Origin of the sequence: Catenulispora sp. GAS73 (genome assembly GCF_041262085.1) — a bacterium.
Taxonomy (GTDB): domain Bacteria; phylum Actinomycetota; class Actinomycetes; order Streptomycetales; family Catenulisporaceae; genus Catenulispora.
This window is the reverse complement of sequence record NZ_JBGCCM010000031.1, coordinates 1-17,070: the sequence shown is the minus strand read 5'-3', so window position 1 is coordinate 17,070 and position 17,070 is coordinate 1. Positions and strand designations below refer to the sequence as shown.

Below are 17,070 nucleotides of genomic sequence, written 5' to 3'. Positions count from 1 at the left end.
CTGTTTTCTCAGTATGCCCGCCCGAACAGCACGCGCTTGCCATACGCCGACGGAGCATCGCAGCGCACGCACGTTCCGGACTCGGCCGGCGCCTCCAGCGGGATGCAGCGCGGCGTGGCGGCGGTCTCGGCCTTGATGTCCTCCTCGCACTCTCGGCGTCCGCAGTGCAGGGCGCGGGCCCAGCCGGTGGCGACGGCCGCGGTGAACTCGTCCCAGGTGTCCACGGTGAGGGTGTGCGCGTCGCGGAAGGCGGTCGCGCGCTCCAGCAGGTACTCCTGGAAGTCGTCGAGGGTGTCGAGCAGCACCTCGGGGGCGGTGTCGAGGGAGATCGCGACCTTCCCCTCGTCGCCGAGCCGCTTGGCCAGCAGGGCGGTCCCGGCCGCGAGGTCGCGCGGGCCGATCTCCAGGCGCAGCGGGACGCCGCGCATCTCCCACTCGTTGAACTTGAAGCCCGGGGACACCTGCGGGCGGTCGTCGACGTGCACGCGGATCCCGGCGTCCGTCAGCCGCGCGGCCAGCTCGCGTACCGCTTCCAGCACGGTTTCGGCCTGGTCGCCGCGCGCGATCGGGACGACCACCACCTGGTACGGTGCCAGCTTCGGCGGCAGGACCAGGCCCTTGTCGTCGCCGTGGGTCATGATCGTGGCGCCGATCATGCGCGTCGTCATGCCCCACGAAGTGGTGTGGCAGAGCTGGAGTCGGCCGGTGTCGTCGGAGTACTGGATGCCGAAGGCCTTGGCGAAGTTCGTGCCCAGATAGTGCGAAGTGCCGTTCTGCAGCGCCTTTCCGTCGCGCATCATGCCCTCGACGGTGAAGGTCTTCACCGCGCCGGCGAACCGCTCGCCGGGCGTCTTCTCGCCGGGGACGACCGGGATCGCCGCCAGGTCGCGGCAGACGTGCTCGTAGACGCCGAGCATCTGCAGCGTCTCGGCCATGGCCTCGGCCTCGTCGGCGTGCGCGGTGTGGCCCTCCTGCCAGAGGAACTCGGTGGTGCGCAGGAACAGGCGGGGACGCAGCTCCCAGCGGACGACGTTCGCCCACTGGTTCAGCAGCAGCGGCAGGTCGCGGTAGGAGGAGACCCACTTGGCCATCATCTCGCCGATGACGGTCTCCGAGGTCGGCCGCACGACCAGCGGCTCCTCCAGCTCCTTGCCGCCGGCGTGGGTGACGACCGCGAGCTCCGGCGAGAAGCCCTCGACGTGCTCGGCCTCGCGCTTGAGGTAGGACTCCGGGATGAACAGCGGGAAGTAGGCGTTCTCGTGCCCGGTGTCCTTGATGCGGCGGTCGAGGTCGGCCTGGAGCAGCTCCCACACCCGGTAGCCGTACGGTCGGATCACCATGGTGCCCTTCGCCGGGCCGCGCTCGACCAGCTGGGCTTTGGTGACCACCTCGTTGTACCAGGAGGAGAAGTCCTCGCTCTGCGGGGTGACCCCGCGCTCGTCACGTGCCATGACGGAACGCTACCGAGCCGGGACGCGGTCGGGCGATGAGTTTAGACGTGGCGGATCGTCTGTATCACCGACAGCGACCGACCGAAGCACCGGGAGACCACCATGACCGCCACCTACACCTTCGACGTTTTCTCCAGCCTCGACGGTTTCGGCGCCGCCGGCGGCGACTGGACCGGCTACTGGGGCAAGCAGGGCCCGGAGCTGCTGGAGCACCGCCTCGGCCTGTACAGCGCCGAGCAGCGGATGATCTTCGGCGCCAACACGTACCGGATGTTCGTGGGGTTTCTGGCGCAGGCCGCGGACGACGCCGATGTGCGCGACCCGTGGGTCACCCGGATGATCGACACGCCGGCGACCGTGGTGTCCTCCACCCTGACCGGGCCGCTGGACTGGCCGGACGCGACCCTGGAGCGGGGCGACGCCGTCGACGTCGTGGCCCGGCTCAAGGAGGAGTCGGACGTGCCGCTGCGCTCGCACGGCAGCCTGGCGATGAACCGCGCGCTGATGGCCGCCGGCCTGGTCGACCGGGTCCAGGTGACCGTGTTCCCGGTGATCACCGGGCAGCACGGGCTGGCCCCGATCTTCGCCGGGGCCGCCGACTTCGACCTCGAACTGTTGGAGACGCGGACGCTCGACGGCCGGATCCAGGAGCTGGTCTACCGGCCCACGCTGCACGGCTGAAACCTGCCGGGGCTACCCCCCGGCCACCAAGTCCTCCGCCAACGCCACCACAGCCGTCGACCCCGGCAGCGCCTGCCGCTGCACCGCGTACGGGTGGAACGACGTCGCCCGCCGCGCCCGCGCGGTCGCGACCACCACCGGGGCGCCGCTGCCGTCCTCGTTCTCGGCCATCGGGGCGTAGCCGTTGGCGCGCAGCCCTTCGAGCAATTCCGACGGCGGGAGCTCGGAGACCGCGACGCCGGGGGCGATGCGGCGCAGGCCCAGGCCGCCGGTGCGGCGGTCGGCCAGCATCTCGGTGAGCGCCGCGTCGTTGTCGGCGCGGACGTAGGAGACCGCGGCGCCGACACGGATGCGGCCGTGGCGGCGCGCGACGTCGTCGACGAGGTAGGTCAGGGCCTGCGGGATCTCGTGGAGCGAGTGCTCGGCGAGGAAGGCGTGCAGGTCGTCGGCGCCGCGGCCGGCGTCGAAGGCGCGGCGCACCGAGGCGGTGGTGAAGCGGTAGACGGTCGCGGCGCCGGCCGACTCGATGTCGGCGACCAGCGCCATCTCCCGGGCCAGCTCGGGGGCCAGCGGGCCGGGGGCGATCGCGGTCAGGTCGCCCTGGATGAGCACGTGCCGCACCGGCTCGGGCAGGGCCGTGCCGAGGGCCGAGGCCAGCGCGTCGCGCGGCAGGCCGAGCAGCAGGGCCCGGCCGTGCGTCGACAGGATCCCGGCGCCGCCGCGCACCGGCGCGACCACGCCGAGCCAGACCGCCTCGCGCAGCGTCCAGTCCACCAGCTGCCGCACCGCCGGGCCGCTGCGGCGCGGCCGCTCCCAGAACAGCCGGTCCACGACCGCGTCCAGCGCGGTGGTGGCGCCCCGGGGCAGCCGGTCGAGCTCGCCGAGCAGGTCGCGGCGCAGCTCGGTCACGGCCCAGGAGGCGACCTCCGCGGACAGCGGCGCCACCTGCCGGTTCCGCTCGTCCGGCGCCCCGACCCGGCCCGCGGCCCGGTCCGAGACCAGCCACGCCGCCGCCAGCTCCGCCCAGCGCCGCTCCGGCGGCAGGTCCAGCCAGCGGTCGTAGGCCGGGGTCGGCAGCCAGAAGCCGGAGGCCAGGTCGGCGGCCACCAGCCCGGCGGCGTAGGCCAGCTCGGTCAGGAACGCGGCCTCCTCCTCGGGCACGTCGAGCAGCGCGGCGGTGCGCCGCAGGTCCCTGATGCCGGCGCCGCCGGAGCGCAGCACGCCGGGGGGACCGGCCGCCCAGGCGTCGAGCAGCTCCTCGACGCGGCGCGGCACGGCGATCGCCGCGGCGCCGGCGGAGGCGTCGGCGTTGCGGGCGTCGTGCTGGGTGACGGCGACGGCCGGCGGCTCGGCGGCGAGGTCGTGGTGCAGCCCGGTGCCGAAGACGTGGCGGCGGAGGAAGAAGGCGATCTCGCGGGGCAGCACGACGGTGTCCTCGGTCCAGCGGCCGAGGATGCCGCGGGCCAGGAGCCATTCGAGGGGGGATTCCGGGGACTCGGAAGATTCGGCGGTGCCAGAGGTCTGCGCCGCCCCGTCGTCGTGGTGGTCGTAGCCGTAGGAGTCGGCGGAGTCGGCAGCCGTCCCGATCCTGCCGAACGGAGGCCCCCAGACCAGTTTCTCCAGCACCGCCTCCACCCCGACCGGCGCGGCGTCGAGCACGGCGCGCATCCGCGGCGCGTCCGCGGCCAACGCCGAGATCGCACCGACCGCGCTGACCGGATCCGGGGTCGCGGGCAGGCCGAGCCGGCGCAGGAACTCCTGCATCCCGGCCGGGGACGAGTTGTTCAGCGCGGAAGCCAGCGGCGGTCCGAGCCCGACAGGGTTCTCCCCTAACGCCTCGCGCGCGTTGACCAACGGCCGCAGCCCCTCGTCGGGTCCCCACAGCAGCGCCGTATCGCGCAACAGCGCGACGGCTTCGGTGACGTCGCCGTCCTCCGGCACCCCCAGCAGAGCCGCCGTGGACCCGGCGGTCACCGGCTCCGGCGAGACCGCGAGCGCTTGGAGCACTTGCAAAGTGAATGCGTCAAGTCGGTCCATCGCGAGCGCGACAGACGCCCGCTGCGACGCGCGCTCCGCCAACGCCGCGATCGAAGCCGGCGGGGGCACCGCCAGATCCGGCCGCACCGCGAGCAGATTCGCCAGCCGCTCCACGGGCCAGGACCGCAGCTCGTCGGCCAGCGAGCGCCGGCGCGGCGGGGAGCCGTTCGCCCGGCCCCCCGGGCCTGGAGTGTCCGAACCCTGAGACACTTTGCCGCCCGCCGGCCCCGCGTCGGCGCGCGTCATCGCCCGCGCACCTGCGGTGCCGGGTGACGCGGAATGGCCGGGGTGTTCGGTGGGCATCAAAGACAACGGTAGTCGAGTCCCGACGATCACAGCGCCCGCATACGATACGGATGCGGGTGCCACAGGCACCACACACGACGTACGGTGCCTCAACAGAAACAGGGGGAACGCAGCGGTGACGGCCGAGACCGACCAGGAGATGTTCCGGTACCTGGCCGAGCTGTCCACGCTGGCGGAGGGTCGCATGTCGCCCACGTCGCGCAGCCAGCTCGTCTCCCGCACCCGTGCGGAGATCGAGTCACGGGTCTCCGCGCGCAAAGCGACGCGCACAGCCGACGTCCGCCAGATCCTGCTGGGCATGGGCCGCCCCGAGGCCCTGGTGATGGCCGAGGCGAACAAGGACCCGCTCTACGCCGCCCGCGAGCGGCAGCGGCGAGGCGCCGGCAGCAGCACCGGCTCGTACGGCGCGGCGTCCGTCTTCTCTCCCGAGGTCGACCCGGCCATAGCCCGGCTGGTCACCCCGGAGTCGCTGACCAACCCGCCGCCCGGCGGCTTCGGCGCCTCGGACTCCGACGGCGACGCGCTGCCGGGCCCGGAGGTCCCCGCCGAGCCGGACCCGTTCGGCGCCGGCAGCCACGACTGGTACTACAGCGGCGAGCCGGAGGAAGGCGGAGAGGGCGGCGGCAGCGCCGGAGGCCCGCAGATCCCGATCGAGAGCGGCAGCAGCTTCACGCCGACTCCGGGCCCGGCGCCCGCGCCGCCGCCGGCGCCGATCGGTGCCGGGCCGATGGTGCGGCGCACGGCGCACAGCCACACGCAGGCGCTGGCCGCGGTCACCGTGCTGTGCCTCGGCGCGATCGTCAACGCGGTCGCCATGTCGCCGTACACGATCGCCATAGTGGTGGTCGGCTATCTGCTCGCGATGACGTCGTACTCGTTCTCGCCCGGGGAGAAGCGGTTCGCGCTGATCGGCGTGCCGCTCACCGCGTTCGTGTTCTACGCCTTCGGGCTGTTCCTGGCCCGCGGCCGCTCCACGGGCCACACGACGCCACTGGACAACAGCGCGACCTGGCAGGCGGCCAAGGACGGCTTCACAGCGGTGCCGACCATGTTGGGTCTGCTCGCCGCGCTCTACCTGCTGTGGCGGCTGTTCAAGGCGGTCGCTAAGTCGGGCTGACCCCGGCCCGGCCCCGGTAGTGCGCCGGCGAGATCTCGCCGCGCAGGCAGGCGAACGCGACGTCGGCGGCCGTGCCGCGGTCCAGGCGGCCGTGGTACGTGCCGTCCGGCAGGCACACCATGTTCGCCGCGAACTGGTCGCCGCCCAGGTGCGTGGTCTCCCACGCGGGCAGCCCCCGCGCGGCGAGTTCCCGGGCGACCGGCGCGCCGTAGCGGGCACAGCACACGTCGCGCTTCCCGTGCGTGCACACCAGCAGGACGCGTTCCCGCAGCGGCGCGCCGAATCCGGGCGGGCCGCCCTCGGCCAGCGCGGCCAGATCCAGCTTCTCGACGTCGCCGAGATCGCCGGTGAGCCGCCGCTCCAACCAGCGCGCGCCGACCGGGCCGCCGGCGACGAAGACCACGCGCTCCCCGGTCACCGCGCGGCCCTCGCGATCCGGACGCCGGATCAGCTGCGGACGCACGGCATAGGCCGGCGCGGCCGTCAGCACCTCGGCGACCCCGGAAGGCAGGTCCGCCGGCCAGCCGAACGCCGGCCACGGCCCGGGATGCTCCACCGCGAGCCACGCCTTGGCCCGCGGCGGCGCGGTGTCCCCCAGCGGCTCGCGCGCCGCCCGGCACAGCGCGGCGCAGCCACCGGGAGCGGAATCGCAGACGGACACTGGCGGGTCTTTCCAGGCGGTGCGGTCAGGGTAGCCTCACCTTACCCTCGGCACACGCCGACCTACCCTCCTCGCCCTCCCGGCTCCCCCAAACCGGTGACCTGGTGCGGCGCGACCCGCGGCCGTGCCGGCCCGAACGCGGTCCTACCCGAAGGCGTCGTTCAGCACGCGCCGGAGCACGCCGCCGACCGCCAGGTAGACGATGGTGGCGAGCCCGTAGTTCAGGAACACGTTCAGCTTCGGGCTCTTGGGGGTGAACAGGTCCTTGAACCAGGTCGCGAAGAAGCCCGCCCAGTCCGAGTCCGTCCGCACGATGTCGTTCTGGGCGTTGGCGCCGATCAGGACGAACACGATGTACCCGACCAGGATGATCGCGATGACGGTGACGGCCACGAAGACCAGGTCTCCGGCCGCCCGCTTGCCTCCTGCTCCAGCCATGGCTTCCCGTTGCCCGCCGGGGGACGGCGAAAACGTGTTCGGCGATACCCTGTTCGCATGATCGCGACCGCCCTGACCGTGGGCTTCGACCTTGACATGACCCTGATCGACTCGCGGCCGGGCATCCACGCGACGATGACCGAGCTGTCCCGGCGCACCGGAGTGCACATCGACGCCGACGCGGCGGTCACCCGGCTCGGGCCGCCGCTGGAGGAGGAGCTGGTGCGCTGGTTCCCGGCCGAGGAGATCGACGCGGCCGGGGACGAGTACCGGAAGCTGTATCCGGAGTTCGCGATCGCGCCGACGCCCGCGCTGCCCGGCGCGGCCGAGGCGTACGCGGCGATCCGGGAGCACGGCGGCCGGGTCATGGTCGTCACCGCCAAGTACGGGCCCAACGCCGCGCTGCACCTGGAGCACCTCGGCCTGGTGCCGGACGTCCTGGTCGGCTGGCACTGGGGCCCGAAGAAGGGTGAGGCGCTGCGCGAGCACGGCGCGACGGTCTACGTCGGCGACCACATCGGCGACATCCTCGGCGCGCGGGCGGCCGGGGCGGTGGCGGTCTCGGTGGCGACCGGGCCGGTCAGCGCCGCCGACCTGGCCGCTGCCGGAGCCGACACCGTGCTCCCCGACCTGCGTGGTTTCCCGGCGTGGCTCGACGGGTATCTGGCCGCCTGATCCGTATCTGTATCTGTATCGGCCCGTGAGAACCCGTATTCGCCCATGAGGATCCGCCCGCGTTTCCGGGCCCGGCAGCCCCGTCCCGAGCTGCCCCGGAACTCCCGGTCGGGCCCTGGGATAACCCTGCCCAAGGGGGGCGTTTCCTGGTTACGCTTACCCCGCAAGAGTGAATCACCGACGACAGCAGACGCGAGGGTCCCACCGTGCCTACCGGCAAGATCAAGTGGTACGACACCGAAAAGGGTTTCGGCTTCATCACCCGCGACGACGGGCCCGACGTGTTCATGCACTCCTCCGCTCTGCCCACGGGCGTCGCGGAGCTCAAGAGCGGCCAGCGCGTCGAGTTCGGGGTGGCCGCGGGCAAGCGCGGCGACACCGCGATAGGCGTGAAGCTGCTGGAGACCCGGCCGAGCGTGGAGGCCGCGGTCGCGGCCCGCGACCGCAAGCCGGCCGAGGACATGGTGGTCATCGTCGAGGACGTGATGAAGCTGCTCGACGGGATGTCCGAGACCTTCCGCCGGGGCAAGTACCCGGACAAGGCCACCTCGCGCAAGCTCGCCGGGGTGCTGCGCGCGGTCGCGGACCAGCTGGAGAGCTGAGCAGGCCACCACATCGTGAACGGCTATGCCGCATCCGCCGGCCTGCTCGCATAATCACTTCCATGAGCGCTGATCGGAACATAGCCCGGGTAACCGCCACAGCAGCCGTCCACGCGGGGCGAACCGCCACGAACCCGACGCCGCCGATCGACCTGTCGGCGACCTACTACCTGCCCGGCGTCGACGCCGGCGGCGAGAGCTACGAATCGCTCACCGCCGGCGGCCCGCCGACCGCCGAGGGCGGCCTGGTCTACCAGCGGATGTGGAACCCGACCACGGCCGGCTTCGAGCGCGCGCTGGCCGAGTTGGAAGGCCTGCCCGAAGCGGTCTCGTTCGCCAGCGGGATGGCCGCGATCACCGCGTGTCTGCTGGCGGCGACCGCCCCGACCAGCACTGTGGCCGACAGAAGGCGGCACGTCGTGGCCCTGCGGCCGATCTACGGCGGCACCGACGGCCTGCTCACCAAGGGCACCCTGGGCACCGAGGTGACCTGGGTCGACGGCCCGGCGGACATCGCCCCGGCGATCGCCGCGCGCCCGGACACCGCGCTGGTCGTGGTGGAGACCCCGGCGAACCCCACCGCGCGCCTGCTCGACCTCGACGCGGTCGCCGCGGCCTGCGGGGACGTGCCGTACCTGGTCGACTCGACCTTCGCCACGCCGGTCCTGCAGCAGCCGGCCCGGCACGGCGCGACGCTGGTCGTGCACAGCGCGACGAAGTACCTCGGCGGACACTGCGACGTCCTCGGCGGCGTGGTGGCGACCACCCCCGAGTGGGCCGCGCGGCTGCGGGACATCCGGATCCAGACCGGCGGCCTGCTGCACCCGATCGCCGGCTACCTGCTCCACCGCGGCCTGCAGACGCTGCCGCTGCGTGTGAAGCGCTCCTCGGAGACGGCGGGGACGGTCGCCACGTGGCTGGCCGCGCACCCGGCCGTGGAGCGCGTCCACTACCCCGGGCTCCCCGGCGGCGACCCGGACGGCCTGATCGGCCCGGACAAGCAGATGCTCCTGCCCGGCGCGATGCTCTCCTTCGAGATGCGCGGCGGCTACGACGCGGCCGCGACGGTCGCCGAGAACGTGAAGCTGATCCTGCACGCGGCCTCGCTCGGCGGCGCCGAGTCGCTGATCACGCACCCCGCCTCGCTGAGCCACCGGCACGTCGCGCCGGACGCGCGGCCGGACGCCGGGCTGCTGCGGTTCTCGGTGGGCCTGGAGGACGCCGAAGACCTCGTCGAGGACCTCGAAGCCGCGTTCGCGAAGATCTGAGGCGTCACCCGTTTCCCGCCCCGGCATGCACCGGCATGGCGGGCGGGTGATAAAGGCTCCATGGACCCTCTGGAGCTGACGCGCCTGGACTTGCTCTGGGCTCTGATCCGGGTCCTGCTGGGCGGGACGTTCCTGCGCCGGGCCTGGGTGCACCAGGGCTCGGCCTGGTCCGACCGGCTGCTCGTGCTCGCCCTGGCCGGTGCCGGGACGGGCTTGGTCCTCGGGATCGTCATGCGGTTCACGGCGATGGGCGCCGCCGCGCTGCTGCTCCTGGCGCACAGCGGTCCCATCGTGGACCACCGCCTCCTCGTCGCCCTGGTCGTCCTGGGCATCGGGTTCACGACGCTGGGGTGGCGGTACGGCCTGGGGCGGTGGTGGTCCGGGACACCACTCGTGCAGCGCCATCCGTGGCTGGCGTGAGCGGTGTGGACGCAGGTGTAGATACAGAGTCCTTCCAGGTGATAGGTCTTCGAGCGTGTTCGACAGCAAGCTCTTTCTCGAGGCGTACATCACCCTGTTCGTCATCATGGACCCGCCGGGGACTCTGCCGATCTTCCTGGCGCTGACCAACGGCCGCAGCAAGGCCCAGCGCACCAAGGCCGCGTGGCAGGCGGCGCTGGTCGCGTTCTGTGTGATCTGCGTCTTCGCGCTGTTCGGGCAGCAGATCCTGGACTACCTCGGGGTGACGCTTCCGGCGCTGCAGGGCTCCGGCGGCCTGCTGCTCCTGCTGATCGCGCTGGAGCTGCTGACCGGCCGCAGCGAGGAGCCCTCGCACTCCAACGAGGCGGTGAACGTCGCGCTGGTGCCGCTGGGCACGCCGCTGCTCGCCGGGCCCGGCGCGATCGTCGCGGTGATGGTGTTCGCCAAGCGCACCGACCACCACTGGTCCGGCGTGCTCGCGGTCGGCGCGGCGATCGTGGCGATCCACATCACGCTCTGGCTCACCATGCGCTTCTCGGTACAGGTGATCCGGGTGATCAAGGACTCCGGTGTGACGCTGGTGACGCGGATCGCCGGTCTGCTGCTGTCCGCGATCGCGGTGCAGATGGTCGCCGACGCGGTGCGCGCGTTCGTCAAGGCCGGGTGACCTAGGATTTTTCCGTGACCTTCGGACAGCAGTTCCTCGACCAGATCGACGCCTCGGCGCAGGACTTCACCTTCCCGTTCCTGGACCACGGGTTCTATTCGGCGATCGACGTCCGCCTGCACGTCTACCGCGACAGCGAGCACTGGGCGGTCGTCATCGAGACGGTGGGCTTCAACCCGAAGGCGCGCAGCGTCACCGACGCGCTGACCGGCTACGGCGTGCGCGTCGGCAGCCAGCTGAACCGCGTGGAGAACATCGAGGCGCTGATGGACGCCGACGAGAACTACGTCGGCGGCGTCCCGATCCGCGTGCGCGGCGTGGACCTGGCGGTGAACGCTCCGGCCGGCGAGTACTTCGCCGAGGTGGTGCGCGAACTCGTGCCCGAGCACCGCGACCTGCTGCTGGCCGACGAGTCCGAGCTGCGGGCCCTGATCCCGCCGGACCTCCCGGAGATCCTGCGCCTGGAGGCCTGGCACCACCCCGACGTGCTGGTCGAGCGCCCGAGCCGGGAGGAGACGTTCCAGCTCGTCGCCAAGGTACTGGACTCCGGGAACCCGCACGACTACCGGCCGACGCAGGCGCCGAACACGCACTGGTCGAACTGGCCGGAGTCGGGCAACGCCTAAGCCAGCGAACGCCTTGGCGCTAACCGGTTCGGCGGCGGTCTTGACCGCCGAACCCGCCGTGCACGCCAGCGCCCACCAGAACGTGGCGCCGTAGGCCGAGGCGACGCGCGACGCCGTCGGAGCCCCGCCGGCCACCCCGCGCACCAGGAGCACCGCCAGGACCACGACCGCGACCGCCGACGAGCCGCAGGGCAACCCGAGGAAGCGGCGCGCGATCCTCGACGCCGCCGGCACGGTGTTCCTGCGCGACGGCTTCAGCCACGCCAGCGTCGATGCGATCGCGGCCGAGGCGAAGGTCTCGAAGCAGACCGTCTACAACCACTTCGGCGACAAAGAGCGCGTTCCGACACACCGAAACAGCCAGACCGCGAGCGTCTCGCAGCAGGGCGTGAGATCCCGAATCCCCTTACGGATGCTGCCCGATCGGCACCGACACCGACCCGCCGAGCGGGCACGTCCACAGCGGGGCCCGCTGCCCGCGGGTGGCCATCATCGGATGCGCGTGGCTCGGCAGGCACGGCGGCCATTCGATGACCCGGCCGCCGATCGACAGATTGCCCTGCACCAGACGCTGCGTCTGCGCGGCCAGATAGAGGGTGCGCGAGGCTGTGTCCAGCACGGACGCCCCGAGCGTCAGCCGCCCCACCTTCACGCCGGACACGATCAGCACGGCCGTGGCGCCCGCCGCCGGCTCGCCCGGGTTCGGGTCCTCCGTCAACTGGCAGTCCAGACCCGCGGCACGCAGATCATGGGCCACCGGCTCGAAGGCCTCCAACAGGGACACGTCCACGCTTCCAGCGTAAGCGCCGAATCAGCAAATGCACAGACCCTATGCACGTGCAAAACAGACCCTTGTTTCGACCGGTCGCCCGCCGGACCCCGTCCGGGCACGATACGCGGTCAGTGCACTGTTTCGGTCATGTCAGGGTCGGAATACCCCCGGGTGATCGCATCGTCACCGGGCGTCGGCGGACCGCCGTTGTAGCGAATCAACAGCTCGGCGAATCGCGCGATGTCATCGTCTCCCCAGCCTTCCAGCCGCTCAGCGACGGCGGCGTGCCGGCTCTCGGTCACCTGCGCCAGGATGTCGGCCCCGGCCGGCGTCAGGTACAGCATCTGCGCGCGGTGGTCTTCCGGCGCGGGCCGGCGCTCCAGGAACCCGAGCCGTTCCAACGCCTGCACCTGGCGGCTGACCGTCGACTTGTCCAGGCCGTAGCGCGCGGCCAGATCCTTGGCCAGGCAGCCGCCGGAGTCCTCCAAGTGCGCCAGCACCGTGTACGACACCAGCGTCAGCTCCGGATGCAGCCGGCCGGCGAAGGCCCGCGCGCGCCGGGCGAACGCCGTCATCTCGCGCTGGATGGCGTCCACCGCCTCGCGGTGACGCGTCTCACTCCCGGTCACGGTCTCACTCCCTCCAGATAGTTGTATAGTACATCTATGGCTAGGTTGTAGTTAGCAACCAATTCGGAGGAAGAAGGCACCGGCCGATGAACGCGGCGACGAATCCGACGACCCCGGCGGCGAATCCGGTCCGGCGGCACCGGAACGGACAGCAGCCCCAGCAGCAGGCGACGCAGACGGCCTCGGTCCGCCACGTCCTCGTGCACCTGATCACCCCGCTCCTGATGTGCGTCGGGATGGGGCTGGCCTACATGAGCGCGTTCATGGTGCCGCACCCGCACCACGTGAAGGTGGCCGTGATCGGCGAAGGGCCGCGGGTGACGGCGGTCGCGCAGGCGATCCAGAGCAAGGCCGGCGACGCGCTCCAGGTGTCCACGCTGCCCACCACCGACGCCGCGGTCGCGCGGTTGCACAGCCGGGATCTGGTCGGCGCCTTCGTCCCCGACCCCGCCAAGCCGCAGCTGTTCATCGCCGAGGGCGACAGCGACTCCTCGGCCACCGTCGCCACCAAGGTCTTCACCACGGTCGCCGCCGTCGAGGACAAGCCGCTGACCCTCACCGACGTCGCCCCGACCACCGCCGACGACCCGGCCAACTCAGGGCCCTTCTTCCTGATGATCGCCGTGAGCATCGGCTCCTACAGCGCGGTCGCCGCGATCGGCGCCGGCGCGGCCGGCTGGTCGCTGAAGCGCAAGACGCTCCTGGCCCTGGGCACCGCGACCGTGGTCAGCGTGATCGGCGCGGCGCTGGCCGGCCCGGTCTTCCACCTCGCGCACCACAGCCTGGCCGGGGTGTGGGGACTGGCCTGGCTCTACTCGGCCTCGATCCTGTTGATCGGCGTGGGGCTGCACCCCTTCCTGAAGCGGTGGACGACGCTGGTGATGATGGTGCTGTTCGTGATGCTGAACTTCACCAGCTCCGGCGGACTGTTCCAGCCCGCGCTGCAGAACGGGTTCTTCGGCGGCCTGCACGCCTTCTGGAACGGCGCGGGCCTCGTCGAGGGCGTCCGGAGCCTGCTGTACTTCGGCGGGACCGGTGTCGCGCGGCACGCCTGGACACTGGTCGGCTGGGTCGGCGTCGGGGCGCTGACCGTCGGCACGGCGGCGCTGGCCGAGCGCCGGAACCGGGTGTCGGAGGACGAAACCGAGGCCGAGGCTGAACAGGAGCTGGAAGAGCTCGTCGCGGTCTGAACCGCGGCCCCTCTATTCGTTAACGCTGACCGGCTATTTCGGCCGGTCAGCATTCCTCGTTTAATCGATGAACGATCCGTGAGATCTTGACCGGATGGACGCGTCCGAGATCTCGATCATCCCCAAGCCCCTGCAGATACAGGCCGGATCCGGCCGGCTCATGTTCGACTCCACCGTCGTCGTGAACGTCTCCGTCGGCCACACCGAACTCGGCCCCGAGGGCTACCAGCTGACCGTGGACGACACCGGCATCACGTTCCTGGCCGGCACCAAGACCGGTGTCTTCTACGCCGAAAAGACCCTGAGGCAGCTCCTGCCCCCGGCGTCGCTGCGCACCGACTCCGGCGACAAGCCCTGGCCGCTCCCCCACGTACAGATCACCGACGCCCCGCGCTTCCGCTGGCGCGGCGCGATGCTGGACGTGGCCCGGCACTTCCTGCCCAAGCGCGAGGTGCTGCGCTTCCTGGACCTGATGGCGCTGCACAAGCTGAACGTCCTGCACTTCCACCTGACCGAGGACCAGGGCTGGCGCATCGAGATCAAGCAGTACCCGAAGCTCACCGAGGTCGGCGGCTGGCGCCGGGAGACGGTGGGCGACGGCCGGCCGCACGGCGGCTTCTACACCCAGGACGACATCCGCGAGATCGTCGCCTACGCCGCCGAGCGGCACATCACGGTGGTCCCGGAGATCGACCTCCCCGGGCACTCCACGGCCGCCATCGCCGCCTACCCCGAGCTCGGCAACCAGGACGTGCCGAGCGCTCAGGAGCCGCGCGAGGTGTGGACGGAGTTCGGCATCGCCAAGACGGTACTGAACGTCGAGGACGCGACCGTCGAGTTCTACAAGACCGTCCTGGACGAGGTCTGCGAGCTGTTCCCGGGCGAGTTCGTCTGCCTCGGCGGCGACGAGTGCCCGAAGGACGAGTGGAAGGCCAGCGCTCGGGCCCAGGCCCGCAAGGCCGAGCTGGGGCTGGCGACCGAGGAGGACCTGCAGGCCTGGTTCATGAACCAGCTCGGCGCGCACGTCTCAGCCAAGGGCCGCAAGCTGCTGGGCTGGGACGAGATCCTGGAGGGCGAGCTGTTCCCGGGCACCGTCGTGTCCGCCTGGCGCAGCACCGAGTACGCGGTCGAGGCGGCCCGGCGCGGCCACGACACCCTGACCAGCCCGACCCGCTGGGTCTACTTCGACTACCGGCAGTCCGACGCCGACGGCGAGCCCGGCGCCCCCTGGGCCGCGCCGACGTCGCTGGAGCAGGCGTACAGCTTCGAGCCCGTCCCCGAGGACATGCCCGAGGAGCTGGCGGGCCACGTCATCGGCTCCGAGGCCACGCTGTGGAGCGAGTACATGCCGGACGCCCGGATCCACGACTACCAGTCCTGGCCGCGCCTGGCGGCCTTCTGCGAGACGGTGTGGTCCGCACCGGGCCGCGACTACGCCGAGTTCCTGCCGCGCCTGACGAAGCACCTGGAGCGCCTGGACGCGCTGGGGGTGGAGTACCGGCCGCTGGACGGCCCGCATCCGTGGCAGAAGCAGCCGGCACCGCGCTGGCGGGAGGACCCGCACGAGGCGGGCGAATAGTTCGCACGGAAAGCGTAGAAACCCGGGATCTCCTCGGAGCCGCCCACTCAGTGGGGCTCCGGGAGATCTTTTGGTCACCAGGACCGGCCGCGATGAGCGACACTAGAAGGATGCCCGTCGCCCGACCCAAGCGCCGCGCCCGGAGGTATGCGTGACCTGCCTGATCGTCCAGTCCGACAAAACTCTCCTGCTCGAAGTCGACCACCCTCAGGCCGAGGAGTGCCGCCGCGACATCGCCCCGTTCGCCGAACTGGAACGGTCCCCGGAACACATCCACACCTACCGCATCACACCGCTAGCCCTGTGGAACGCGCGCGCCGCCGGCCACGACGCCGAGCAGGTCATCGACGCACTGCTGCGCCACACCCGCTACCCGGTGCCGCACTCCCTCCTGGTCGACATCGCCGACACCATGGACCGCTACGGCCGCCTCCGGCTGCTCCAGCACCCGACGCACGGCCTGGTCCTGGAGACCACCGACGTCCCGGTCCTGGAGGAAGTGGTCCGGCACAAGAAGGTGCAGCCCCTGATCGGCGCACGCCTGGACGAGCACACCATCAAGGTCCACGCCTCCGAGCGCGGCACCCTGAAGCAGGTCCTGCTGAAGGTCGGCTGGCCGGCCGAGGACCTCGCGGGCTACGTGGACGGCGAGCACCACGACATCGCCCTCCGCGAGGACGGCTGGACCCTGCGCCCCTACCAGAAGGAGGCCGCCGAGGGCTTCCGCCACGGCGGCTCCGGCGTGATCGTCCTCCCCTGCGGCGCGGGCAAGACGATCGTCGGCGCGGCCGCGATGGCCGGCGTCGAGGCGACGACGCTGATCCTGGTGACCAACACAGTCAGCGTCCACCAGTGGCGCAAGGAACTACTGAAGCGCACCACCCTCACCGAGGACGAGATCGGCGAGTACTCCGGCGCCCGCAAGGAGATCCGCCCGGTCACCATCGCCACCTACCAGGTCCTCACCCGCAAAACGAAGGGCGTCTACGCCAACCTGGAACTCTTCGACGCCCGCGACTGGGGCCTGATCGTCTACGACGAGGTCCACCTCCTCCCGGCCCCGGTCTTCCGCTTCACCGCCGACATCCAATCCCGCCGCCGCCTCGGCCTGACCGCCACCCTGGTCCGCGAAGACGGCCTGGAAGGCGAGGTCTTCTCCCTGATCGGCCCCAAGCGCTTCGACGCCCCCTGGAAGGACATCGAAGCCCAGGGCTACATCGCCCCAGCGGACTGCGTGGAAGTCCGCGTCACCCTCACCGACCACGAACGCCTCCGCTACGCCAGCTCCGAGCAGGAGGAGAAGTACCGCATCGCCGCAACCACCGCGACCAAATCAAAACTCGTCGAAGCCCTGGTAAAGAAGCACGCCGGCGAACCAACCCTGGTCATCGGCCAGTACCTGGAACAACTGGACGACCTCGGCGAACGCCTAAACGCCCCAGTCCTGAAGGGCACCACCCCGGTCAAGGAACGCGAGCGCCTCTACGAAGGCTTCCGCACCGGCGAGATCCCAACCCTGGTGGTGTCCAAGGTCGCGAACTTCTCGGTCGACCTCCCCGAGGCAAGCGTCGCAATCCAGGTCTCTGGCACCTTCGGCTCCCGCCAGGAGGAGGCACAGCGCCTCGGCCGCGTCCTACGCCCCAAGGCCGACGGCCGCGGCGCGCGGTTCTACGCAGTGGTCTCGCGCGACACCGTGGACCAGGAGTACGCAGCCCACCGCCAACGGTTCCTGGCCGAGCAGGGGTACGCATACCGGATCGCCGACGCGGACGATGTGTTCGCCGGCAAGGAGATTTAGGGATTCGGGCTCACGCGGCGCCGCCGACTTGCAGACGACAGGTCGGCGGCGCCGGCGGCGTGGTGAGTCGTGTCCGACCGGACCATGCGGGGTGTTGGTTCTGGGTCCCTCGCCGCGTCGGCGGGCGAAGCCAACCTGGCCGGTTTGGTGGTG

General features: G+C 71.4%; 17 protein-coding genes and 1 pseudogene. 12 read left to right on the top strand and 6 right to left on the bottom strand.

What is annotated here, in order from left to right:
* Nucleotides 1-8: 8 nt before the first annotated feature.
* Nucleotides 9-1,451 (bottom strand): proline--tRNA ligase, encoded by a 1,443-nt coding sequence (gene proS / locus ABH935_RS36830; RefSeq protein ID WP_370382601.1) that lies wholly within the window; start codon nucleotides 1,449-1,451, stop codon nucleotides 9-11.
* 102 nt (nucleotides 1,452-1,553) lie between these two features.
* Here proS and ABH935_RS36825 point away from each other — a divergent pair, with 102 nt between their 5' ends.
* Nucleotides 1,554-2,132, top strand: a complete 579-nt coding sequence (locus ABH935_RS36825) for a dihydrofolate reductase family protein (RefSeq protein WP_370382600.1) — start codon at nucleotides 1,554-1,556, stop codon at nucleotides 2,130-2,132.
* A 12-nt stretch (nucleotides 2,133-2,144) separates the two neighbouring features.
* Here the strand turns inward: ABH935_RS36825 and ABH935_RS36820 are convergent, their stop codons facing one another.
* Complete coding sequence (locus tag ABH935_RS36820; RefSeq protein ID WP_370382599.1) at nucleotides 2,145-4,472, bottom strand: helicase-associated domain-containing protein; 2,328 nt, start codon at nucleotides 4,470-4,472, stop codon at nucleotides 2,145-2,147.
* A 118-nt stretch (nucleotides 4,473-4,590) separates the two neighbouring features.
* Here ABH935_RS36820 and ABH935_RS36815 point away from each other — a divergent pair, with 118 nt between their 5' ends.
* Nucleotides 4,591-5,592, top strand: coding sequence for a hypothetical protein (locus tag ABH935_RS36815; protein WP_370382598.1), 1,002 nt, complete (start codon nucleotides 4,591-4,593; stop codon nucleotides 5,590-5,592).
* Here ABH935_RS36815 and ABH935_RS36810 read toward each other — a convergent pair.
* Together ABH935_RS36810 and ABH935_RS36805 are read right to left on the bottom strand one after the other, a co-directional pair.
* Nucleotides 5,579-6,253, bottom strand: coding sequence for a sucrase ferredoxin (locus ABH935_RS36810; RefSeq protein WP_370382597.1), 675 nt, complete (start codon nucleotides 6,251-6,253; stop codon nucleotides 5,579-5,581). The two genes, ABH935_RS36815 and ABH935_RS36810, sit on opposite strands and share 14 nt — an antisense overlap.
* A 144-nt stretch (nucleotides 6,254-6,397) precedes the next feature.
* Complete coding sequence (locus ABH935_RS36805) at nucleotides 6,398-6,691, bottom strand: hypothetical protein (protein ID WP_370382596.1); 294 nt, start codon at nucleotides 6,689-6,691, stop codon at nucleotides 6,398-6,400.
* Between the two features lie 57 nt (nucleotides 6,692-6,748).
* On the opposite strand from ABH935_RS36805, the gene ABH935_RS36800 reads away from it, so the two are divergent.
* The 7 genes and pseudogenes from ABH935_RS36800 to ABH935_RS36770 all read left to right on the top strand — a co-directional run.
* Nucleotides 6,749-7,366, top strand: a complete 618-nt coding sequence (locus ABH935_RS36800) for an HAD family hydrolase (RefSeq protein ID WP_370382595.1) — start codon at nucleotides 6,749-6,751, stop codon at nucleotides 7,364-7,366.
* Nucleotides 7,367-7,572: 206 nt separating this feature from the next.
* Nucleotides 7,573-7,968 (top strand): cold-shock protein, encoded by a 396-nt coding sequence (locus tag ABH935_RS36795; protein ID WP_370382594.1) that lies wholly within the window; start codon nucleotides 7,573-7,575, stop codon nucleotides 7,966-7,968.
* A 62-nt stretch (nucleotides 7,969-8,030) separates the two neighbouring features.
* Complete coding sequence (locus tag ABH935_RS36790; RefSeq protein WP_370382593.1) at nucleotides 8,031-9,236, top strand: PLP-dependent aspartate aminotransferase family protein; 1,206 nt, start codon at nucleotides 8,031-8,033, stop codon at nucleotides 9,234-9,236.
* 60 nt (nucleotides 9,237-9,296) lie between these two features.
* Nucleotides 9,297-9,656, top strand: coding sequence for a hypothetical protein (locus ABH935_RS36785; protein ID WP_370382592.1), 360 nt, complete (start codon nucleotides 9,297-9,299; stop codon nucleotides 9,654-9,656).
* A gap of 55 nt (nucleotides 9,657-9,711) precedes the next feature.
* Nucleotides 9,712-10,323 carry a MarC family protein gene (locus ABH935_RS36780; RefSeq protein ID WP_194916361.1) on the top strand — a complete coding sequence of 204 codons (612 nt, stop codon included), beginning with the start codon at nucleotides 9,712-9,714 and terminating at the stop codon, nucleotides 10,321-10,323.
* A 14-nt stretch (nucleotides 10,324-10,337) separates the two neighbouring features.
* The gene (locus ABH935_RS36775; protein WP_370382591.1) at nucleotides 10,338-10,949 is read left to right on the top strand and encodes a hypothetical protein; all 612 of its coding nucleotides are present in this window, start codon (nucleotides 10,338-10,340) and stop codon (nucleotides 10,947-10,949) included.
* 235 nt (nucleotides 10,950-11,184) lie between these two features.
* Nucleotides 11,185-11,229 (top strand): annotated as a pseudogene (locus ABH935_RS36770) (hypothetical protein); the annotation flags it as partial.
* Nucleotides 11,230-11,355: 126 nt separating this feature from the next.
* Here ABH935_RS36770 and ABH935_RS36765 read toward each other — a convergent pair.
* Together ABH935_RS36765 and ABH935_RS36760 are read right to left on the bottom strand one after the other, a co-directional pair.
* On the bottom strand, nucleotides 11,356-11,739 hold the full coding sequence (locus ABH935_RS36765) for a hypothetical protein (RefSeq protein ID WP_194916363.1): 384 nt from the start codon (nucleotides 11,737-11,739) through the stop codon (nucleotides 11,356-11,358).
* 110 nt (nucleotides 11,740-11,849) lie between these two features.
* Entirely contained in the window at nucleotides 11,850-12,296 is a 447-nt protein-coding gene (locus ABH935_RS36760; RefSeq protein ID WP_370382704.1) for a MarR family winged helix-turn-helix transcriptional regulator, read from the bottom strand.
* 278 nt (nucleotides 12,297-12,574) lie between these two features.
* On the opposite strand from ABH935_RS36760, the gene ABH935_RS36755 reads away from it, so the two are divergent.
* From ABH935_RS36755 to ABH935_RS36745, 3 genes are all read left to right on the top strand, one after another.
* The gene (locus ABH935_RS36755) at nucleotides 12,575-13,540 is read left to right on the top strand and encodes a hypothetical protein (protein ID WP_370382703.1); all 966 of its coding nucleotides are present in this window, start codon (nucleotides 12,575-12,577) and stop codon (nucleotides 13,538-13,540) included.
* A 94-nt stretch (nucleotides 13,541-13,634) separates the two neighbouring features.
* Nucleotides 13,635-15,119 carry a beta-N-acetylhexosaminidase gene (locus ABH935_RS36750; protein WP_370382590.1) on the top strand — a complete coding sequence of 495 codons (1,485 nt, stop codon included), beginning with the start codon at nucleotides 13,635-13,637 and terminating at the stop codon, nucleotides 15,117-15,119.
* 151 nt (nucleotides 15,120-15,270) lie between these two features.
* Entirely contained in the window at nucleotides 15,271-16,917 is a 1,647-nt protein-coding gene (locus ABH935_RS36745; RefSeq protein WP_370382589.1) for a DNA repair helicase XPB, read from the top strand.
* Nucleotides 16,918-17,070: the final 153 nt, after the last annotated feature.